Source organism: Lysinibacillus xylanilyticus (genome assembly GCF_001183605.1).
In the GTDB taxonomy this organism is placed as follows: domain Bacteria; phylum Bacillota; class Bacilli; order Bacillales_A; family Planococcaceae; genus Lysinibacillus; species Lysinibacillus xylanilyticus.
Window position 1 is genome coordinate 2,051,494 of sequence record NZ_LFXJ01000005.1, and the last position, 16,996, is coordinate 2,068,489.

The window sequence follows — 16,996 nt, forward strand, 5'->3', positions numbered from 1 at the left end:
ATTTTTTTTGTAATTGACACAAACGCCCATGATTACACATTTTGGCGTCTAAGTCTCATCTAGTAGTTTATAAGCGATAAACCCCCTTCAGATTATTAAATGTAGATATTTTTTTATAAGTACATTTATCTCCATTATTGTCCTAGTTGCCTATTGTTTTTACCCATATGATGAGGTAATGAGCAATTTTATGAATTGAAAAAGGACGTGATGTTTTGACTAAAGAAGTTAATCCTACAGATCCAGCGACAATACCAAAATTTGTGGATGAGCTGCCAAGACCGGTTACCGCTAAACCTAAATATTATAAGGGCCAACAGAGAAAAGACTATTATGAACTGAAAATGGTTCAAGCAGAGCATTCTTTCCATAAAGATTTCCCAAAATCGATCATCTGGGGCTATAACGGTCTTTATCCCGGACCGACAATTGAGGCTACAAAAGACAAAAGCATTTATGTTCGATATAAAAATCTATTGCCCTTACAGCACTTCTTACCCGTCGATTACACTCTTCATGCGGCAAATGATTCAAAGGAAGTAAGAACTGTTACACATTTACATGGCGCTAATGTAGATTGGGAAAGTGACGGCCATCCAGAGGCATGGTATACAAGAGATTATGCGCAAACAGGTCCAAAATTCAGTAAAGAAATACACGAATATACTAATCATCAACCCGGCACAACACTGTGGTATCATGATCATGCAATGGCGCTAACTCGTTTAAATGTGTATGCGGGATTAGCCGGTTTTTATTTACTGCGGGATTCAATTGAGGAGCGTTCTAACCTACCTTGTGGTGACTATGAGTACCCTATCTTAATTCAAGATAAATCATTTAATGAAGACGGCTCACTTTTCTATCCTGATGAACCACCATTCCCAGTTCCCGTACATCCATCTATTACACCTGGCTTTGTTGGTAATACCATCGTTGTAAACGGCAAGGTCTGGCCCTATTTAAATGTCGAACCTCGTAAATATAGATTTCGTTTTCTCAATGGTTCCAATAGAAGAGGTTATGTTATTAGCCTTTCAAATGATGAGCATCTGATACAAATCGGAACAGATGGCGGCTTTTTAACAGCTCCCCAAGAAATTCAATCTGTTGAGTTATTGCCGGCAGAACGAACAGATATCATTATCGATTTTTCAAAATATGAAGGTAAGGAAATAACGTTAGTCAATTCTGATGAAGATTTCATTGATGAATATACAAGAGAAATCATGCAGTTTAATGTGTGTCTTCCTTTAAAGTATGAGGATACTAGTGAAATACCAGAAAGACTCGCAGTATCAATGGATTTACATTCACACGATGCACATATCGAGAGACATTTACCATTAACTGCTACGACAGATGATTTTGGTCGACCAATGTTATTATTAAATAATCGTATGTATCATGACCCTATCACTGAAAAACCTGCACTTGATAGTATAGAGATCTGGAATTTCATTAATGCCACGCAGTTTGATCACCCTATTCATCTACATTTAATTCAATTTAAAATACTAGAACGACGCCCTTTCGATATGGAGCTATATCAAAATGAAGGTAGACTGGAATTTACAGGTCCCCCTGAAAAACCGCATGATTATGAGCAAGGATGGAAGGATACTGTAAAAGCTGAAACAGGGAAAGTTACGAAAATAATTATGCATTGGAAAGATTATGCCGGCAATTATATGTGGCATTGTCATTTCCTTGAACATGAAGATCATGACATGATGCGACCAATACTCGTCATGAAGGACGTTCACCCTGTGCAGGAGCCACATGCTGAAATCCAGCACGAAGTAGAGCATTCGCAAGACCAGCATCACGAAGACTCGACTATTGTTACGGGCAATAACGAGCATACTGTACCACTCCTGATCAATACTCCACACAGCACGCCAACTGAAGAAATGGTAGAACACTCTCAAGTGTCTTTGCAAACAGATGAAATAGAATATACTCCGCAAACTATCCCTCTCTTAACTAGTACTCAAAACATTACTCACTCTAATGAAACATCTTTTTTAGAAGACAATGTGGAATATAATCAGCTTTCTTCACCACTCTTGAACAATACTCAAAATATCACTTTTTCAAAAGTAGAACTTCCGGATCATCAAATTCATAATGTTACTGGTATTAATAGCATCCCTCAACCAATCTTCCCGTCTACTGAGTTACAACTTCCACAACAAAGGATGGCTACTAGGCGTCGGAGAAGATGGTACTAATATTAAAATAATGGGGTTAGGACATAAGGATAGATTTAAAGCAAAATTTAATAATTTCACATCAGAAAAGTGCAAGAAATCAATGTTTCTAATATTGATTTCTTGCACTTTTTAACGAACTTACCGAAATAATTCTCCTTCCTCAAGCGTGTGAAGGGCAACTATCTATATAAAGTTCTTTGATAACTTGATATATAAGGTTGCAGGAAGAAAATAGAGTGCGAAAACCAAGCCATTCGGTTCCTACGTAAAAAATCAACCGTACCAAAATAGCGTCCAAACGTTGGACATCTAGGGTTGTAACACCTCGAAGTAACGCTCAGGAAGACGAAAGGTTGCTTTCGTCGTGGAACTGAGAAGCTCCCACTTCAAGCTTGCTAAGTGGCGAGTAGTTCACAGTTTTGTCCCAACCTCTTTATGATTTTTAAATAAGCTATAAAGAATAGGTACGATAAATAATGTTAAAAAAGTAGAAGTAGATAGTCCACCTATAACTACAACAGAAAGAGACTTTGATATCATCCCAGTTTCATTCGAAATAGCTATTGGGATTAATGCACCCATTGTTGCAATAGCAGTCATCAAAATCGGACGAATACGTACGACCCCTGCCTTTATTAAAGCTTGTTGCTTGGTCATTCCACATCTTTCAAACTGCTTCACCTTATCAACTAGAACGATAGCATTCGTTACAACAATTCCATTTAACATGAGTAAACCGATCATTGCTGGCATACCGATTGGTTCCTTCATTATATAAAGTCCAATTAATGCACCAATAATCGAAAATGGAATAGCGAACAAAATAACAAACGGTGCTTTTCCTTCTTTGAAGGTAAAAACCATAACCAAATAAACTAGGAAAACACTAATTCCAATGGCAATCGATAAATCTTTAAAACCATCATCCATTGAAGCAGATACACCTTCCTTATAATAGCTAATATTTTCAGGAAGGTGTAAATTGTTAATTGCCTTATCTGCTTGAGCAGTCACATCTCCTACTTTTTCATCAGTAATAGTTCCATATACCATGATATATTCATGGCCATTTAAATGAGTAAGTGAAGTTATATTATTAATCCTCTTCAGCTCCCCTAATTCATGAAGAACGACAGGTATTCCCATTGCATTACTGATTTGAAGCTCTCCTAAATCTTGAAGAGATGTAACTTCATCCATTTTCAATCCTAGGTTCACTTCCCTCGTTTCCGCTTCAACTCTCATGGTCGTTACTACATCTCCATTAATGAGTGTTCGAAGACTTTGTGCAACTATACCTGGAGTTATTCCTTTTTCAGCAAGTTTTTTATCATCCAACTCGAAAACGATTTCAGGTACTTCTCCTTCTAAAGATGTTGTCACATCCTCCATTCCTTGTACTTCTTTTAAAGTAGCTGTAATCTGCTCACTTGCTTTTTTTAGATCCTCAAAACTCGCTCCATTTACAACTAGTGTGTATCTACTTTCTGCCCCTCCTATAATTCCACCAATACCCGAGATTGTCATTTCCTCAGGTTCAGTAATCTTTGTTAATCGTAGTCGCACGTCATTTACATATTCGTTCATATTCCTAATAGAATCATTGACAACGAATGCAATCGTCGCACTCCCAGATTGTCCGTCAATATTAGTATTTATAAGGTTGATGTCCTTTCTTTCTAATAATATATTTTCTATTCTACTTACGACATCAGCTGTTTTCATTGAAGCAGTACCTTTTGCCATTGTCATTTCGATTTTGAAATCATTCATCTTCTCTTGTGGCAGGAAGGTTGTCCCTAGCCTCGGTGCAATAATGAAAATAGAACCTATCAAAATTAATAATGCCACGGTTAAAGTAACTAAACGATGTTGTAAAACCCAAGTCAAACTATTTCGATACCAAGTTTGAAGTCTATTTTCATGTGGTTCTTTAGGAGTGATTTTTAATAAAAAGATCTTTGACAATATTGGAACAACAGTTACAGCAACAATTAATGAAATCAACAATGAAATAACAACGGTCCATGCAAGTGGCTTAAAAAAACCACCTACAATTCCCGGCACGAAGGCAAGTGGTAAAAAAACAGCTACAGTTGTTAATGTTGAGGAGGTAATCGCAGATGCTACTTCACTTGTAGCCTGCTCTATTAATTCTACATTTCTTTCTTTTGAGGCTCTTACTCTTCTAAATATATTTTCAATGACGACAATTGAATCATCTACAACCCGTCCAACTGCTACTGCAATACCAGCCAATGTCATAATATTTAATGTATATCCGATTGCCTTCAGCAAAAGAAAAGATGCAAAAATTGAGACCGGGATGGAAACGACTGCAATAATAGTCGAACGAATATTTTTTAAAAATAATAAGGTGATGATGATGGTCATTAATGCCCCTAAAAATACTTCACGTAGCATAGAATGGACCGATTGATTAATTTCGATGGATTGATCACGTAAGATTTCGACTTTATAATCTTCCGGAATAGCTAAATTATTTATTTCTTTTTTCACTTGATCAACGATTGCTACTGAATTAGCCCCACCTTCAGGAATAATACTGAAACTTACACCCTGTTTTCCGTTAATGCGTGTCATATCGTTTGTGTATTCACTTTCATATGAAACTTCAGCAATTTCGCCTAAATTGGTTGTAGTAATGTTTTGCGAATTTTCTTCTTTAGTAAATAGCTTTATGTCTTTAATCTCCTCAATAGATTTTAGCTCGCTATTTATTCGCACTGGCAATACTTCATTTGAAATGGAGATGTCTCCAGTTGGCATTGACAGATTATTCGCCAAAATAGCTTCTCGAACATCGTTTAATGTAATTCCATTTGCCATCAATTGATGTGGCAGGAGTCGAATAAAAACTAACTTTTCAGTTGTTCCACTGATTTCTATATCACTAATACCTTCTATTACTGAAAGTTGTGGAATTATAGTTTTCTTTACAAAGGTTTGAACTTCGTCAAGTTTTTCTGCAGCATATATACCCATTGAGAAAATAATTGGATTTCCACCAGGCTTAGTTAATTCATACCTCGGTTCACCTGCAAGCTTAGGCAACTGTAATTTATCTACACTTCTCCTTACGAGCTGCTCTGCTTCCTTCATATCCATTGCCATTTCAAATTCAATAGTTGAATATACGGCATTAGCGACACCGTTTGTATATACATTTTTTCTCCCTTCCAATTTCATAAATTCCCTTTCCATTTGCTCCCCTATATCATTCATCGCTTGTTCGGGTGAGGCTCCTTGATAAGGAATAATTACTGTTAAATATGGAATATCAATATTCGGGTACTTCTCACTATGTAATGTTTGTAATGAATAAATTCCTCCAACAATAATCAGAGGTATTACAAATAACATTGTTAAAGCATTTTTCATACTAAAGCGGATAAATCGTTTCATAGCGCACCTTCCTAACTATCCCTAGTATTTTCTCCCTATCCCTGCTCAATCTGCATAACAGGTAACAATAAATCTAATTGAGTAAAATCATCACCTCGATACCACTCCAGAATTGAGCGTGACGGTACCCATTTATGTTGAAGTGCGTATTGAAGTAATTTTATGTATCCGTCCTTAATCGTTGACATTTGTTCTTTAAATGGCAATGCCAGACATATACAAGAAGGCATATGTTCAATAAAATCACTATTAGCTATATCATTTATTTTTGTATCTGCTGGAACACCAAAGCCGATTTGAGCTTTGATTACATCTTGACCAGATAAATAATTCAAATAATAACTTTTAATGCTAATGTTTAATTGTTTTAATTCGTTTGCTCTGTTTTCAAAATGGGCTCCAAATTTACCCGTTGTGGATTGAGCTGTATACCAAATAATTTTTTCATCATTTTTATCAATCAAATAGATATCATCTCGAATGGAATTACTTTCTAAGTAACGTAGGCTAATATCCAACAGATCTCGTTTTTGTTTCATATTTTGAATCCATACTTTCATCATTTCCTTGCGAGTGGTTTCTTCCTGCTCGTGTAAATAATTTTGAATTTCATGAATAGATACATCTGCTAATCGCAAAGTGGATATTAACTTTACAGTTGCAATTTGACTATCCGCATAAACTCGATAGCCATTTGAACTTCTTTCCTCCGGTAACAGCAAATTTTTGGTTTCATAAAAGCGTAATGTACTTTTGGCTATTCCTGTTCTTTCAGAGAATTCTTGAATTGTCATATACTTTTTCAAATCATCACACCTTTCTTAATTCCAATGTAAACCTTCAACTTACTTGAAGGTCAAGCGTTATTTACCATATTAATGAAATATTAGGAATGGAAATTAACCATTAAAATTAATTAGAAGAAGTTGATTTCCGCTACCTGCTACTCGCTTGCTTGCAGGCGAGCGTCTAACCGCTTCCTCAAATCGCTCAAGAAGAACCTATATTTTCAAATCAACACGCCTAATTTTTTTATCTATAAAAAAAGCCCCTTTACGGTGCATAAAGGGTCTCAACAGTTAATCACTGAAAATGATAGTTAGTATTTAATTTTGTTTCGAACTCTCAATATTGAAGAGTAAAACATTGAGCAATAGATTTCCTATCAATCATTTCGCTGCCTCGCTCTTTTCAAAGCGTAAAATTCTCTTAGTTGCAATTGCCATCACTACCATAACAATACTAATTATTAAAATAGGAACGTAGACTTTAACACTAAATGCTTCAAATAATACGCCATACAATATTTGCCCTATTGGTGCCATACATTGTGAAACAGCGATGATAATAGCCATGACCTTCCCCAAGTTTTCATTAGGTGTTTCTTTTTGTACAACTGTAATAACGTAAATAGAGATGATCGTCATAATCATAGCGATTAAAAGTGCGCTAACAACAAATAAAGTATAGGATGGGTAATAGCCAATATTAAGTAACAGAGGTGTCACCGATAGAGCCATTGGGACAATCAATAAAGCAGTGATGAAAATCCAAATATACAAATTATTGATACCCATTTTTTTCGCAAAGTATCCCATAGATAAAGCTCCTAAAATTGTAGCAAAATCAATTAATCCCATCCCTACTCCATACAATGTATCACTACTTTGCATCGTAACACGGAGAATAATCGGAACCCCTACGACAAACAGCGGTGTTAATAATAAATTTAATAATGCCGCTAAAATCATACATTTGAATATAAAAGATTGCTTCACTACATAGCTAAAGCCCTCTTTCAAATCATCTACAAGAGTTGGAATAATATGTCTGTTCTGCTCTCGTTGCATAAATGGTATATGAATAAACATCTCTAATATCGCCGAAAGGAAAAAGAACACACCACTCACCAAGACAAGCACTTTTATGCCAATCAAACCATATAGTATTCCTCCTAATACAGGAGCAGCTACATTAGACAATGCTTGAATACCATTAACAATTCCATTGGCCTGCTCAAGCTTTTCCTCTTCTACAAGTACTGGGATACTGGCCATCACTGTAGGTGCATACATAGCACTAACAAAGGAAAGCAGTACCATTACAACACCAATAAGCAAAATGGAACTATTACCAATCGCTAGCATTGCAAAGAAAATAAATACAATTATGCTACTCATAAAATCGAAAATCACCATTAAATTGCGTCGATTAAACCTATCAGCAATTGCTCCTCCTAGCGGTGCTAGTAACATCGGGACACTCGATATCGCAAATAGTACTGCAAAAAGATCCGCACGTCCTGTAATATCTAGTACATATAGTGATAAGGCAAACCTTAAAAGCGCAGATCCTAAAATAGAAATAATTTGCCCAATTACCATCAGGTTAAAATCTTTTGAAAAGCCTTTTCTTTTAATCTGTGATTCCATTCATTAGACCCCTTTCCTTGAGAACTATTAAGGTAACTTTTGAAATTTTTAGATTTGTAATGACTAAGAAAATAAATTATTTTTTTGTATTGTAAGAAGAAAGACATTACTAAAAATACTTATCGTACTTAACCAAATGAGCCACTCAATTTGTGCACTCCAAGACATTATTAGCAATAAGACCCCCATAATAATGGAGACATAATTTTCAGTACGACTAATTTCTGATTTCCGACGAAGTTTTTCCTTAATGTCATACGCAGATTTCTTTATTTTCCGTTTCATAAGGTGGACTTTTTCTATTAACTTTTGCTCAGCATCTTTTGCTTTTTGAGTATAAAAAAATGGTGTGTCTCCTTTAATCATGGCGTTCTTCATCTCCATATCGTCGTTTGAATAACTCCGCTAATACTCTCTCTTGGAAGTCCGAAATCTGTTCTGGTTCCTCTACCTCCATATTTACCGTTTCTTCATATCCATCTAGTTCCTCACCATCAAAACGATAAAGCTTTTGCAATAGCTTCCACAATGTTTCAATTTCCTCAGTTGTAAAGTCTTTAAAGATATCTGCTAAAAAGTAAGTAGACTTCTCCGAACAAGCAATTAATGCTATTTTTCCCTCTGAAGTAATCTCGACATTGATGGATCTTTTATCTAATTTACTTGGTATCGTTTGGACATAGCCCTTTTTCGCAAGACTCGTTATTAACTTATTCGCAGTCTGCTTAGTTGTACCAAGCTTTTTAGCGATATTTACAAGTGTTGTATTTTCTACTGGTAAATGGGCAATGGCAATAAGAGCCATATGCTGTCTCGAAGTTAATATCTCTAAATATTCATCTCCTTTTATTTGAACTTTATTGACAACTGAAAACAATGTCGCATAACTTTGCTGCATGAAATGCAATTCCTTCAATAATTGATTTAAATCCATATATAACACCTCTCTATTTTTAGTCACCATGTTTACTAAATAATACATAGCGACTTTCAAAATGTCAACATGGTGACTATTTTACAAAAAGCAAGAGATGTTTATGTTAATAGACCGACTGTCGGTTTATGGATATTATATGGTATCTATCCAAAAAAAGGAACACCTTTTTTATTTATTTTTCATTTTCCCATACTCTTTGTGCAGTTATATCTACTTACTTCAGAGCATTCACTATTAAAACAATAGAAAAAGCCAGCCCACTTTCGGACTAGCCTTGGAAATAAACTTCTATTTGTTCAATTAAAGCTTTTGTTGCTTGACTTACATAACGATCTACTCGATAAATAATCGACAAACTACGGCTTGGTGCGTCGTCCTGAATGTGTATGATATGCAAGGTAGGATCATTCATCTCTATTATTAACGGATAGGGCTGTACAGTTGCACCTATATTCGCTTTAACAAGATTAATAATCGACGTAACTGAAGATGTCTCTAGCACTGAATTTAATTGAAAACCATGTTTTTTTACAGTGTCCTCCACAATTTCACGCCCGAAAAAACCTTCTGGATACATAATCACTGGTAGATTTTTTAACTCTGCTATGTCTATGCTTTCTCGATTTGCCATTGGATGCTCCTTCGATACAGTTAGCACGTACTGCTCCCTACATAAAGGAATCGTAACAAGTCGGTCATTTGGTAGGACGTTAATGCCAATGCCAATATCAACTTCATTTTCAAGAACTTGCCGCACAATTTCGATGGACGACATAATCTTTAATTTAACTTTAGGGAACTTTTGGTGAAAATCGATGACAAGCTGTGTAATTCGATAGTCTAGATCAGATGGCATAATTCCTATTCGTATATGACCACTTTTCATATCCTGTAAATCTTTAATGGCGTCTTTGACATTTTGCAATGTATCTAATATTTCTGTTCCATAACTTAATAGCATTGAGCCGGCCTCAGTGAGTACAATTTTTTTGCCAATCCGATCAAACAGTGGCATACCAACCTCGTCTTCCAGTACACGAATTTGTTGACTTAGAGTCGGCTGGGAAATACCAAGTTTTTCAGCTGCTTTTGTAAAATGTAACTCCTCACAAACAGCCATAAAATAATGAAGATGACGAATTTCCAATATATCACTACCTATCATAGTTTGTAACTATCATAATAATAGTAATAATAGTATTGTTCAATCATTCTTATTGTTATAGACTTCAATTTGTAATTATTATATCTATAGATGGAGTTGAAAGAGAATGAATGTAAAACGAACAATTATACCAATTATCGCTATTATTTTAGCTTCCTTTAATCTTAGACCCGTGATAACTTCCGTTTCGCCTTTGTTAGGAACCATTCGAGAGTCATTACAAATGAGTGCCGCTACTGCAAGTTTATTAACATCACTAGCGGTACTATGTATGGGCTTATTTGCACCATTTGCAATAAAACTTGCCAATCGCTTTAGCATTGAACGAGCCATTGCTTACTCACTTATTCTTATTGGGCTGGCAACAGCTGCAAGGTTTTTTGCCTACTCTGCATGGGTGATGCTACTAACAGCATTTCTTGCTGGTATTGGCATCGCTATTGCTGGGCCTTTACTATCAGGCTTTATTAAACAAAATTTCACGAATCCTTCTCGTGTTGTTGGTATTTATTCTTTAGCATTAGTTGTAGGAGCTTCACTTGGCTCAGGGCTTTCTTTACCTTTAAGCTCCCTTTTTAATACATGGCAGGCATCTGCTGCATCATGGGCTATTCTTGCTGTCATCGCTGTTTTCTTTTGGTGGAAACCAATTGAGAAAAAGCCATTCACTAACATTGGCTCAGATGCTTCAGGTTCTGATAATAATTTAAAGCAACTTTTAACAAATCAAAAAGCTTGGCTATTAACTGCTTTTTTTGGCTTAATGGCTTTCATGTTTTATACAATCATGGCCTGGTTGCCACCTATAATAGAAGATATGGGCTATAGTAAACAACAGGCTGGCATGATGTTGACACTTTTAACAGTTGCCCAAATGCCTGCAACTTTTTTAGTACCGATTTTAAATAATCGTTTTCAGCATAGAGCTGTATGGTTAGTGGGTTGTTCATTGTTAGAATTAATCGGTCTATCCATGCTACTTTTTTCCGTTAACCCTTTGCTCAGTAGTCTTTTCATTGGCATAGGTGCAGGTGGCTTATTCTCATTAGGATTAACATTACCAATTGATGAAGCCAAAAACATTAAGGAAGCAAGTATTTTGGCGGCTATGACTCAATCGGTTGGCTTCGTTTTTGCCGCACTTGGCCCATTTTTTGTTGGTCTTGTCCGAGATTATACAGGCAGTTTTACAGCCGCAATTATTGGCATGATGGCCATCGTCATTGCCATGATCCTCATTCAGATTAAAATTGGTAATCAGAAGCACCAGCAAATAAAGTAACACTTAATCATTGGGGGTTTCTTCATCATCTGGCCTTTAAGGGGAGTTAATGTGGGATGAATACTGCTTTTATTTCTTAGTAACTATAAAGGATAACAGAAAAGTCGATTTTCCCTCACCATAAGGATAGTCGCCTTTTTTTGTTTGACAGTGAATTACTCCAATTTCAATTAGCATTAAGATTCTATCGACTTATTGGAAAATCTTTCAGTTTGAATAAGCACACCATGGACACACAAAAGGTTACTCAGAATTCCGAGTAACTTTTTTCCTTATTATCCCACCTCATTTCATATTCAGTTCATATAGTCATGCTATAGTTAGTAACATAGAAGATTCATATTATATTGTGGATGAAATTGAAGGAGGATTTACTTTGCAGGAGGCATCAAAAGATACGACAAAAATGAAGGATTGGCGGCGCTTTGTTCGCTTAGTCAAACAGGCTGAACCGCCGATGTGGCTTTTAATTATTGCATTAATTATGAGTTTAGCAACTACGGGCGTAGGCTTTATCGTACCGTTATTTACAAAAAAATTAGTCGATGGCTTTTCATTAGAATCACTTGATTTTTGGCAAATTATTTTGTTAGGTATTGCTTTTATCGCGCAGGCAATTGCAAGTGGCCTTTCTATTTATTATTTAAATCGTGTCGGACATCATGTTGTCGCGAAATTACGAAATCAGCTATGGAGAAAACTACTTCATTTACCAATACCTTATTATGATGAAAACGATACAGGTGAAACATTAAGTCGTGTTACAAATGACACAGCTGTTGTCAAGGAGCTCATTACGGAACACCTTGCGAACTGTTTATCTGGTGTTATTTCTATTATTGGGTCAATCATTATTCTATTAATTTTAGATTGGAAAATGACCTTAGTCATGCTGATTGCTGTTCCGCTTGCTATGATTATTTTAATGTTGTTAGGAAGACGTATGTTTGTTATTTCAAAAGGGATGCAAGATGAGACAGCAAAATTTACGTCCGTGCTAAATCAAGTTTTACCTGAGACACGATTAGTAAAAGCTTCAAATGCCGAAAATATAGAATATAAGCGTGGCATGAAAGGAATTACAAACCTCTTTACGTTTGGCTTAAAAGAAGCTAAAATCCATGCTCTTATTTCACCACTCATTTCATTTGTATTAATGTCAGTCCTTGTGGCCATTATTGGTTATGGTGGTGTACGAGTTTCTTCTGGAGAGCTTACAGCTGGCGACATGGTAGCATTTATTTTATATTTAATCCAAATCATCATGCCGATGACCCAACTAACAATGTTCTTTACACAGCTTCAAAAAGCAATGGGTGCTACAGAGCGAATTAGTGCATTACTTGAGCATGAAGAGGAAAATATTTTCGAAGGAAACACATTAGAAAAAGTAGATCAGCCGATTTATGTAAAAAATGTTGACTTCGCTTATGGAGAAAAACCGATTTTATCGAATATTAGTTTTACCATTGAACCAGGTAAAGTTACTGCCATCGTTGGACCTAGTGGCGGAGGAAAAACAACAACGTTTTCTCTGTTAGAAAGGTATTATCAGCCTACTAATGGAAGTATCACACTTGGAGAAACCCCTATCAACACTTACTCCTTGCATTCTTGGAGAAGTCAAATCGGCTATGTTGCTCAGGAAAGTGCACTGCTGTCTGGTACGATTCGAGAAAATATTTGCTATGGTATTAATAGAGAAGTGCAGGATGAAGAGCTTGAGAGAGTTGCCAAAATGGCCTATGCCGATCAATTTATCAATGAATTACCCGAGCAATTTAACACAGAGGTAGGAGAACGAGGCATTAAGCTTTCTGGCGGTCAACGACAACGAATCTCTATCGCCAGAGCACTTTTACGTGACCCACAAATATTAATGCTAGATGAAGCAACGTCAAGTCTAGATAGTAAATCGGAAATCTATGTTCAAAAAGCATTAGATAATTTAATGCAAGGTAGAACAACTCTTGTAATCGCACACCGCCTTTCAACAGTAGTAGATGCTGATCAAATACTTTTTGTGGAAAAAGGACATATTACAGGCAGTGGCACACATGATACTCTATTTGAGACTCATGACATGTATCGAGAGTTTGCTAAGCAACAATTGCGTATTAAAGAGGAATAACGAAGGGATTTGTTAGCATGACAAAACTATTAGTCGTAGATGATGATGCGCATATTCGAGAATTAGTTAAGGTATTTTTACAAAATGAAGGTTTAGAGGTAATTGAAGCTACGGACGGTGTGGATGCACTGTCCAAACTGGATTCTGATAAGGTGGATATGATTATTATGGATATTATGATGCCAAAAATGGATGGTTGGGAATTATGCGAAGAAATACGTTCATTTAATGATAATCTACCAATCTTAATGTTAACCGCAAAGGGAGAAACCTCGCAAAAGGTAAAGGGTTTTCATCTTGGAACAGATGATTATCTTGTTAAACCATTTGAACCAGCAGAGCTGATTGTCCGTGTGAAATCAATACTTAAAAGATACCATATTTCCCTATCTCAACTTGTGGAAGCTGGCAATATTAAGTTAAATCGTAATACACATGAAGTCTTGTATAACGGTGAGTCTTTAACACTTCGTTTAAAGGAATTTGAACTGTTATTTACGTTAGCAAGCTATGCTGGAAAAACTTTTTCACGTGAACGGCTAATTGAAGAAATTTGGGGATACGACTATGAAGGTGATGAACGTACGGTCGATGTTCACATTAAAAGACTTCGTCAACGTTTCCCTCAAGAAACAAGTGGATTTTCTATTCGTACAATTCGCGGTCTAGGCTATCGATTGGAACTAGTTTCATGAGAAGACTAAAAAATATTTTAAAGCTTTTTTTAACTCTAATGCTTCTTCTTATCATTAGCATCATATTTGCTTTTATTTCCTACCACATAACGTCTTGGCTTTATGATTGGTTAGGCAAACATCCACAAGGTTTCTGGCTTCAATTATGGACTGTAGTTGGTGTTTTTGTTCTCTTTGCTTGCTCTGTTATCATCACCTTTTTAATTGGGTCAAAAAGACAACGGAATTATTGGAATACAATTGTAGATGCATTAAGCCGGATTGCTAAAGGTGATTTTACTGTCAAATTAGATCTTAAAGCAGATGACGAAGATCAATTTGGTCAATTAATACATGGCATCAACCATATGGCAGTGGAATTAGGCGAAATAGAAAGAATGCGTCAAGAATTTATTTCGAATGTTTCTCATGAAATACAGTCGCCTCTAACATCTATTAATGGCTTTGCTAAAGCATTGAAAAACATAGATCTCCCAGAGGATAAGCGACAGCATTATTTAGCAATCATTGAGATGGAAAGTAATCGACTATCAAAAATTAGTGACAATTTACTAAAGCTATCGTCGTTAGAATCACAACATCATCCATTCGAGCCAAGGCATTACCGACTCGATAAGCAATTGCGCGATGTCGTACTTACGCTTGAACCAAATTGGCTAGCTAAAAACATCGACATGGATCTGCAATTAGAAAACATTTCGCTAATGGCTGATGAAGATTTAATGAATCAAGTATGGATGAATTTACTAAGCAACAGCATTAAATTCACGCCAGCTGCTGGCACCATTTCAATATCAATGACAAAACAAATAGATACAATCACTATTGCTATTCGTGATAACGGTATCGGTGTAACACCGGAACAACAAAAGCATGTATTCGAACGATTTTATAAGGCTGACCAATCAAGAACAGCTGAAAATGGCGGAAGTGGCTTAGGACTATCTATTGTAAAGAAAATCATTGATATGCATTACGGAACAATTACTGTTGAAAGTATGCCTGTTGAATTTACAACGTTTTTTGTAACACTGCCATTAGAAATGGATCAGACTCGTGCAAACGCATAGGATATTCAATCTTCGTCTGCACGAGTCTATTAGACAGATAAACTAGTAAGCTACTTTTCTAAAATATTGATAAATTTTTTCGAGTTTTTTGCTTTGTCCCCCCTTCTTACTTTCCATATTGCCGAATTCAAAAAACTTCACTTGTTTAATGCCAACAAAATTAAATAAAGCTTTTTTCATTAATATTTTATGAGCATTATTTAGCCAAAATAGTGGATATTTTGTTGGCCCCTTCATTGTCGAAATACACACTACTGATTTTCCTTTTAGAAGCCCCTCTGGAAATAGCCCCTTTTTATCTTTATACGCAAAATTGGCCGCAAACAATTGATCAATATATCCTAGAAGCATTGCTGGTGGCCTGCCCCACCATATCGGATAAACAAAAACGATTTTATCAGCCCACCTAATTTGTTCTCGATATTTCTCAAGCTTTGGATCACGAAACATATCACGACGGCGTTTATGTTCATGGAATACTAAAAGCGGATCAAACTGCTCCTCGTATAAATCTAATACTTGAATCTCCTTAACGAAAGGATTGTCATTACAGCCCTTCATAACCTCCTGTAAAAAAGCATAATTCAAACTCGTATGATTTGGATATGTATAAATAACTAATGTGTTCATCATGTATCCTCCATTACTTATCATTTGATAACAAAATAATAAATCGTCCGGCTTTAGTTGTCAAATGATAATTGTTTTAAGATAAGTTTTTTGCTATCTTGTCAATAAGAGGTGATCACGTTTGGACAAAAAAGAATTATTTAATCAGTTTGTAGCATTTACAACAGCAGTACATCAAGTAACACATGAATTAACTCAAAACGTTAAAATCGAAAATATTACACCTGTACAATATAAGATTTTAGAATATATAAAAGTAAGCCAGCCAGTTACACCTACTGAAATTAGTGATTGTCAGCATATGTCCTTACCTAATACAAGCCGTGAATTACGCAAATTACAGGAAAGAAAGTTAATTAAAAAAATTATCGATACCGAAGATCGAAGAAAGCACTATGTTTGCCTTACAGAAGATGGAGAAAAAATAATGGAGGAAGCATTCGCCTGTATTGATGAGCGCTTTCAACAACTTATTCAACATGCATCTAAGAAAGATTTAGAGGACATTAGTTATGCTTTAAACATTCTAGACGAAAAGGTCTTTAATCCAAATTCATAAAAGAACCTGCATTGCTTTTCATTAGGAAAAGCAATGCAGGTTCTTTTACTGTTTATTATATTGACATAGAAAGCGTTCTACACCTGGGTATTTCTCTCCTAGGCTAGTTATAAAAAAACCATAGCGTCGATAAAAATCTACAGCCTCATAATCCGTTTCAGCAACAATTGATGGGTACTTACTTGCTATAAAATTAATCATTTTACTACCAATGCCTTTTCCTCTTTGATCAGCTAATACAGCAATATGCTTAATCTCGCACTCTGATAAGCTAATTTGTTCTATACCAATACAACCAGCTATTTCACCTTCGAATTCAACGCTATACAATGTCCTATTCGATAAAAGTATATATTTTTCATACTCTTGTTGAACTTTTTTATCCGAAGTTGCAAAAGAAAGTAGTTTTCTAATAGCTGGAGAAATAGTGTTTGCTTGAACTATATTCATAAC

At 35.7% G+C, this 16,996-nt stretch carries 14 protein-coding genes; 6 read left to right on the forward strand and 8 right to left on the reverse strand.

Going from position 1 to position 16,996, the window contains the following annotated elements; all coding sequences use genetic code 11:
* The first annotated feature begins 215 nt into the window (after window positions 1-215).
* A complete protein-coding gene (locus tag ACZ11_RS12845; RefSeq protein WP_236690847.1) occupies window positions 216-2,234 on the forward strand; it encodes a multicopper oxidase family protein in 2,019 nt (672 codons plus the stop codon).
* A gap of 393 nt (window positions 2,235-2,627) precedes the next feature.
* On the opposite strand, the gene ACZ11_RS12850 is transcribed toward ACZ11_RS12845, so the two are convergent.
* The 6 genes from ACZ11_RS12850 to ACZ11_RS12875 form a co-directional block, all read right to left on the reverse strand.
* The gene (locus tag ACZ11_RS12850) at window positions 2,628-5,642 is read right to left on the reverse strand and encodes an efflux RND transporter permease subunit (RefSeq protein WP_049666621.1); all 3,015 of its coding nucleotides are present in this window, start codon (window positions 5,640-5,642) and stop codon (window positions 2,628-2,630) included.
* A 35-nt stretch (window positions 5,643-5,677) separates the two neighbouring features.
* Complete coding sequence (locus ACZ11_RS12855; protein WP_049666624.1) at window positions 5,678-6,448, reverse strand: MerR family transcriptional regulator; 771 nt, start codon at window positions 6,446-6,448, stop codon at window positions 5,678-5,680.
* A gap of 363 nt (window positions 6,449-6,811) precedes the next feature.
* Entirely contained in the window at window positions 6,812-8,074 is a 1,263-nt protein-coding gene (locus tag ACZ11_RS12860; protein WP_049666625.1) for an MFS transporter, read from the reverse strand.
* A gap of 63 nt (window positions 8,075-8,137) precedes the next feature.
* Window positions 8,138-8,440: a hypothetical protein gene (locus tag ACZ11_RS12865; RefSeq protein ID WP_049666627.1), complete on the reverse strand. Its 303-nt coding sequence runs from the start codon at window positions 8,438-8,440 to the stop codon at window positions 8,138-8,140.
* Entirely contained in the window at window positions 8,433-9,008 is a 576-nt protein-coding gene (locus tag ACZ11_RS12870) for a MarR family winged helix-turn-helix transcriptional regulator (protein WP_049666628.1), read from the reverse strand. The genes ACZ11_RS12865 and ACZ11_RS12870 overlap by 8 nt, the downstream gene beginning before the upstream one ends.
* Before the next feature lie 271 nt (window positions 9,009-9,279).
* Window positions 9,280-10,158: a LysR family transcriptional regulator gene (locus tag ACZ11_RS12875; protein WP_049666630.1), complete on the reverse strand. Its 879-nt coding sequence runs from the start codon at window positions 10,156-10,158 to the stop codon at window positions 9,280-9,282.
* A gap of 124 nt (window positions 10,159-10,282) precedes the next feature.
* Between ACZ11_RS12875 and ACZ11_RS12880 the strand changes: the two genes are divergently transcribed.
* From ACZ11_RS12880 to ACZ11_RS12895, 4 genes are all read left to right on the forward strand, one after another.
* The gene (locus ACZ11_RS12880) at window positions 10,283-11,458 is read left to right on the forward strand and encodes an MFS transporter (protein ID WP_049666631.1); all 1,176 of its coding nucleotides are present in this window, start codon (window positions 10,283-10,285) and stop codon (window positions 11,456-11,458) included.
* 376 nt (window positions 11,459-11,834) lie between these two features.
* Window positions 11,835-13,589, forward strand: coding sequence for an ABC transporter ATP-binding protein (locus tag ACZ11_RS12885; protein ID WP_049666633.1), 1,755 nt, complete (start codon window positions 11,835-11,837; stop codon window positions 13,587-13,589).
* A 17-nt stretch (window positions 13,590-13,606) separates the two neighbouring features.
* Window positions 13,607-14,284 carry a response regulator transcription factor gene (locus ACZ11_RS12890; RefSeq protein WP_049666635.1) on the forward strand — a complete coding sequence of 226 codons (678 nt, stop codon included), beginning with the start codon at window positions 13,607-13,609 and terminating at the stop codon, window positions 14,282-14,284.
* Window positions 14,281-15,354, forward strand: coding sequence for a HAMP domain-containing sensor histidine kinase (locus ACZ11_RS12895; RefSeq protein WP_049666637.1), 1,074 nt, complete (start codon window positions 14,281-14,283; stop codon window positions 15,352-15,354). The genes ACZ11_RS12890 and ACZ11_RS12895 overlap by 4 nt, the downstream gene beginning before the upstream one ends.
* A gap of 42 nt (window positions 15,355-15,396) precedes the next feature.
* On the opposite strand, the gene ACZ11_RS12900 is transcribed toward ACZ11_RS12895, so the two are convergent.
* Complete coding sequence (locus ACZ11_RS12900; protein ID WP_049666639.1) at window positions 15,397-15,984, reverse strand: NAD(P)H-dependent oxidoreductase; 588 nt, start codon at window positions 15,982-15,984, stop codon at window positions 15,397-15,399.
* A gap of 121 nt (window positions 15,985-16,105) precedes the next feature.
* On the opposite strand from ACZ11_RS12900, the gene ACZ11_RS12905 reads away from it, so the two are divergent.
* Window positions 16,106-16,543 carry a MarR family winged helix-turn-helix transcriptional regulator gene (locus ACZ11_RS12905; protein ID WP_049666641.1) on the forward strand — a complete coding sequence of 146 codons (438 nt, stop codon included), beginning with the start codon at window positions 16,106-16,108 and terminating at the stop codon, window positions 16,541-16,543.
* A gap of 45 nt (window positions 16,544-16,588) precedes the next feature.
* Here the strand turns inward: ACZ11_RS12905 and ACZ11_RS12910 are convergent, their stop codons facing one another.
* Window positions 16,589-16,993 carry a GNAT family N-acetyltransferase gene (locus ACZ11_RS12910; protein WP_049666643.1) on the reverse strand — a complete coding sequence of 135 codons (405 nt, stop codon included), beginning with the start codon at window positions 16,991-16,993 and terminating at the stop codon, window positions 16,589-16,591.
* Between the last annotated feature and the right edge of the window lie 3 nt (window positions 16,994-16,996).